Source organism: Corynebacterium sp. HMSC062E11 (assembly GCF_001811845.1).
Classification (GTDB): Bacteria; Actinomycetota; Actinomycetes; order Mycobacteriales; family Mycobacteriaceae; genus Corynebacterium; species Corynebacterium hesseae.
On sequence record NZ_KV806836.1, the window covers coordinates 1 to 4,313 of the forward strand.

At 53.2% G+C, this 4,313-nt stretch carries 4 protein-coding genes and 1 pseudogene; 2 read left to right on the forward strand and 3 right to left on the reverse strand.

Annotation, left to right across the window (positions count from 1 at the left end):
* Window positions 1–454: 454 nt before the first annotated feature.
* A complete protein-coding gene (locus HMPREF2822_RS11540; protein ID WP_070524765.1) occupies window positions 455–820 on the reverse strand; it encodes a VOC family protein in 366 nt (121 codons plus the stop codon).
* 73 nt (window positions 821–893) lie between these two features.
* Here HMPREF2822_RS11540 and HMPREF2822_RS11545 point away from each other — a divergent pair, with 73 nt between their 5' ends.
* Both HMPREF2822_RS11545 and HMPREF2822_RS13885 read left to right on the forward strand, forming a co-directional pair.
* The gene (locus tag HMPREF2822_RS11545) at window positions 894–1,904 is read left to right on the forward strand and encodes a helix-turn-helix transcriptional regulator (RefSeq protein ID WP_198530986.1); all 1,011 of its coding nucleotides are present in this window, start codon (window positions 894–896) and stop codon (window positions 1,902–1,904) included.
* Between the two features lie 399 nt (window positions 1,905–2,303).
* Window positions 2,304–2,462, forward strand: a complete 159-nt coding sequence (locus tag HMPREF2822_RS13885; RefSeq protein ID WP_158014593.1) for a hypothetical protein — start codon at window positions 2,304–2,306, stop codon at window positions 2,460–2,462.
* Window positions 2,463–2,667: 205 nt separating this feature from the next.
* On the opposite strand, the gene HMPREF2822_RS11550 is transcribed toward HMPREF2822_RS13885, so the two are convergent.
* Both HMPREF2822_RS11550 and HMPREF2822_RS11555 read right to left on the reverse strand, forming a co-directional pair.
* Window positions 2,668–3,435, reverse strand: coding sequence for an ATP-binding protein (locus tag HMPREF2822_RS11550; protein WP_070524769.1), 768 nt, complete (start codon window positions 3,433–3,435; stop codon window positions 2,668–2,670).
* Between the two features lie 5 nt (window positions 3,436–3,440).
* Window positions 3,441–4,313 (reverse strand): annotated as a pseudogene (locus HMPREF2822_RS11555) (IS21 family transposase); the annotation flags it as partial.

A 4,313-nucleotide genomic window follows, 5' to 3' on the forward strand; every position in this document is an offset into this window, starting at 1 on the left:
ACCTCACCAACACATCCTGTCGTTTAGGCCGCAAGTGTGGGGATTTACATCCTAAATCCCGCCCGCGCCGGTCGACACGTCTTTCGAATTTTGTTTTCGATGGTGTCAACAAGTCATCTTGATCTGACACCCTTCTTTTGAGTTTCGGTTTATTGTGTAGGCAGTCAGTCCGAGGCTTGATGTTTGCTTAGGTTTGGTTGGCAGGGTCGAGAGGATAATAGTTTTATTGCATGATCTCGATCTCGTAGTTCGATTTGGGGCCGGGCCATTACTTTCGGTGGATCTCTGCTGCGCCCATAGGCCAAGCAGTTTTAGGGGTTCGTTGTACGGGAAAGCTGGTGTGCCTAAACCATCCTTGACTTGAGATCCTACTTAGGGGCACTTGGAATCCTCCAACTGAGGTGGTTCCCGGGGCGTTGGAGGATTTCCTAGTCGTTGAATCCTGATCTAGGAGTTAATCGACTGGGCTGACGCGGATAAGGTTTCCATCAGGGTCGGCAACAACGAAGGTGCGGCCGAAGACATCATCGTAGGGTGGCTGCACAATTTGGACTCCTTTTGATTTCCATAGACGGTATGTCTCATCGATGCGGCTTGCCGGTCCATCCAGCATCAAACCTATTTCGCTCGTTCGCGGTGTTTGTTTCTCCATGTGGGTGTTATGGCCGGTCCACACAGCAAACAGGACATCCTTTGAAATTTCGAATGCTACATATCGAGGACTGATGAACGATGGCTGCATATCGAATAAGTCGCTGTAGAAGGCAGTCGAGATCTCTGTATCGGAGACATAGGTTAGGAAAAGATTGGGGGTTGGCATTGCCATTCTCCTTTCGGTGAGTGGTGTTGTTTACGTGGACGCAGTGCATTCGAGCAAACAAACCTGACAAGGAGTGTCATATTCCGGAAAATATTGTGGTTCCAGCGATAATTACGGCATGAGATCGGCGCGCCTGTTGTCTATGCTCTTGCTATTGCAAACCCGAGGCCGTGCTACGGCTGCCGAGCTGGCTTCGCATTTTGAGGTTTCCCAGCGCACAATACTGCGTGACGTTGATGCACTCTCGGCCGCAGGAATACCTGTTTATACGGAGCAAGGTATGCATGGTGGGATTGTGCTCGATAGGCGCGCTCGATTGAACGCTTCTCGATTGGATCCGACTGAGATTCAGCTGATGAGGATTCTTGGCGTCGGGGCAGATTCACTCGCACACTTGGGGTTTGGCCAAGACATCGCCCTGCTGCAGAAGAAAATGAACGCAGTCTCATTCTCTAAAGCGTCCGATACTCATAATTTGGAAGAAAAGGTCCTACTTGATTCCAGTGGCTGGTTTAGCAATGAAACCCAAAACGACTTAGAAGAGTTGCTAGAGGCTGTACGGAAAGAAGCTCGAATTGAGGTGTCCTATCGCCGAAGCGGGGACAAGAAGCAACAACGTGCTGTGGCTGATCCTTATGGGCTTGTACACAAGGGTAGAAGTTGGTACTTGGTCGTTGATATCGATGGGGAACCAAGGATGTTGGCAGTCTCGCGTTTAGAAACCTTTCGCGTTTTAGGTCAAGCTGCTCAGCTTCGTCCAGGGCAAAGTTTGGCAAGGGTGTGGGCGCAGCTCGTTGAGCAATTAGAAGAAGACATGCCAGTTCGAATCACCGCACTTCTTCGAGCGACTCGGCTTGATATGGCATCTCGTATTTTGGGATCACGGCTTATCCATTATGAACCCGTGGACGAAAACTTTGTCCGTATCGTGGTGGGATATGCGGATATTCAGGGGGTAAGGCAATTGCTTCAGTTTGGGGACCACATCTGGGTCACCGATCCCCCGGAAGCAGTAAAAATCACTGCTGATCTAGCTAATGAACTTGCGAAACGACATAGTGGGACCACAAATCCTGAATCGTAGAAACCGAAGATGGGTACTGGGATGCCGTCGTAACAGGCCTGCTGAAAACGGTAAGAGGTGCGCTAACAATCTAGGAGCTCTCGTGGATCTTATGATTGGAGAAAAGTAAGTAACGATGGCTTTCGCTTCACTCGCAGGGTGGTGGAGTAAGGGCTTTGGAGGTTCAGAGCGCCTTCAAGGCGGGCGAGGGCCTCTTACCACTGGTGAAGCCGCAGCGTAGTGCGGGCATCTTAGCCGGTCTACAATCTTCCCACTTCACATTGAGGGTCTTTACCATGACGATTCTGTGTGATCTACCAAGGGTGTGAGAGCAGGTTTACATGTCACTCATGAGAATTCAGGTGAGCACGACTTAGAGGTTGAGGTACGCAAAATATTTCGGCCATAGTGTTGCGGATTATGCGCCCTTATCAGATTGTGGCCACTGAGCGCATTGTCACCAAGGTGCTAGCCGGTATCCACAACCACAAGTTGCTCGGCACGGTTAACGCTGGTGGCTATATTTGGCACACGACGGGATCAGGAAAACACAGACCTCGTTTAAGACGGCGCAGTTAGTAGCGCAGTATCACTTCACTTCCCCGAGGATTAATGCTGGCATGAGCAAAACGACCACAGCGACAAGGTGCGTCGTGGCTGCTGTTTCCCAGCGCTCGTGCGCGATAAAATGCTAAGAAGACCGAAATGGTAGCGGCGTGGTGAGTATCTGGTAGCGCCTGAGTGAGTACCTGGTAGCGGTATCTCACTCAGGCTTTGTCGGTTGTTATGCGTTGGTGGTCAGGCGCATGTTTGGTCCTTCCAATGTGATGATCTCGGCGCCGGAGACGAGTCGGTTGAGGATTGACTCGGAGATCACGGCGTCGGGGATGGACTTGTACCACTCCAGTGGGGTGAATTGTGAGGTCACTATCGTTGAGACTTTGCCTTCTCGCCCGGCGAGGATGTTGAGAAGTTGGTGCGCGGTCGCGGCATCCACAGGTGTGGTCAGGAAGTCATCGAGGACCAGGACGTCGACGTCGTGGAGCTGCTGGATGAACTTCAGCCGTGTGGGGTTATCGGGTTGGAGGACTGCTAGTTCGGCGGCGAGCATGTCGGTGCGGTAGAACCGTGCGGAGTAGTCGTTGCGGCATGCTGCGGTGATGAGTGCTTGGGCGAGGTATGTTTTACCGACTGAGGATTTGCCCAGGATGACAATGTTTTGGCCCAGGTGGCACCATTGTCCGTGAGCGAGTCTGCTGACTTGCTCGGGGTTGATGTTGCGGTCAGGCGTGCAGACCACGTTTTCAAGGCAAGCATCAAGGTTTGGCGATCGGGATGCTTTTAGCAGTTTGTTGATGCGTCGTTCACGCCTGGCCGCGACTTCTTTATCGAGTGCGTAGAGCACCTTTTGGGAAAACGTCCATGCGTCGAATGCGGGATCGTTGGCGATGTCGATGACGCTTTTGCCGAAGGCAGTCATCCGCAGTGCGGTGAAGTCGGGCAGGACGGATTCGTCAAGGAAGCGATCTGTTGGCGGGGTTGGTGAGGACATGGGTTTTAGTTTCCTTTCTTAGCGAGGTTGTCCATGCTGAACTGGTCTGCACCGCCAAGGAACGCGCCGGTGGTGTCCCGGTCAGCGGCTACAGGTCGGGCGGGTTGGTTGGTGGTGGTGCTGCGCGGGGGCTGGTCAAACCCGCGTGGTCGGGTTGCGTGTTCCTTGCGGACAGCGGTCATCATGTTTTTGACTGCGGTATATGACACTGCCCGCCGACTGCCGTCGTTGGCGGTCAGGCGTTGGCATGCTTCTTCCAGGATTGGTTTGTTGGCATGTTTGCCCATTGACAGCACGTTTCGGCAGGACTGGTATGCCTGGGCCGGGATGGCTTTCGCCGTAATGAGTTCTTCGATGACCTTGCGTGTTGCCGGGCCAACTTTGCTGGCTTCGCGGTAAAAGTAGTCGCTTGTCCACAGTCCACGGGTGGAGTCCATCCCAGATGGAATGTGCTCGTAGTCAGTGACATAGGCCCCACGCTTATGTGAAACCCGGTGGGTTGCCACGGTTGCCCCTTGGTCAAAGACGGTCAACATCTGGCCTGTGATGCGCACATCGACAGTGCGGCCAACAAGCTGGTGCGGAACGGAGTAGCGCACTGTTGCAACCGTGATATGGAAATCCGGGGCCACTTTTGCCCGTTTCCACTCGGTGTGTTGCCACGGGGTTGCCGGCAGATCCGCAAGCAGATGCTGTTCGTACTCTTCAAAGAGATCCCTGCGGCTTGACTGCTGGCTGCGAAACGGCACGGAGGCGTTGATTGCGTCGACGACGCCCACAATCTTTTCGTTGAGCTCGTCCAAATCAACACACTGGTGGCTATTAACCGCGTGGATGACTTTGTGTGTGACGATCTTTACCGCAGCTTCCACATTTGC

Excerpts from the sequence above, each read along its gene's own strand:
- HMPREF2822_RS11540 (WP_070524765.1), bottom strand. The coding sequence starts at position 820 with ATGCCAACCCCCAATCTTTTCCTAACCTATGTCTCCGATACAGAGATC.
- HMPREF2822_RS11550 (WP_070524769.1), bottom strand. The coding sequence starts at position 3,435 with ATGTCCTCACCAACCCCGCCAACAGATCGCTTCCTTGACGAATCCGTC.
- HMPREF2822_RS13885 (WP_158014593.1), top strand. The coding sequence starts at position 2,304 with ATGCGCCCTTATCAGATTGTGGCCACTGAGCGCATTGTCACCAAGGTG.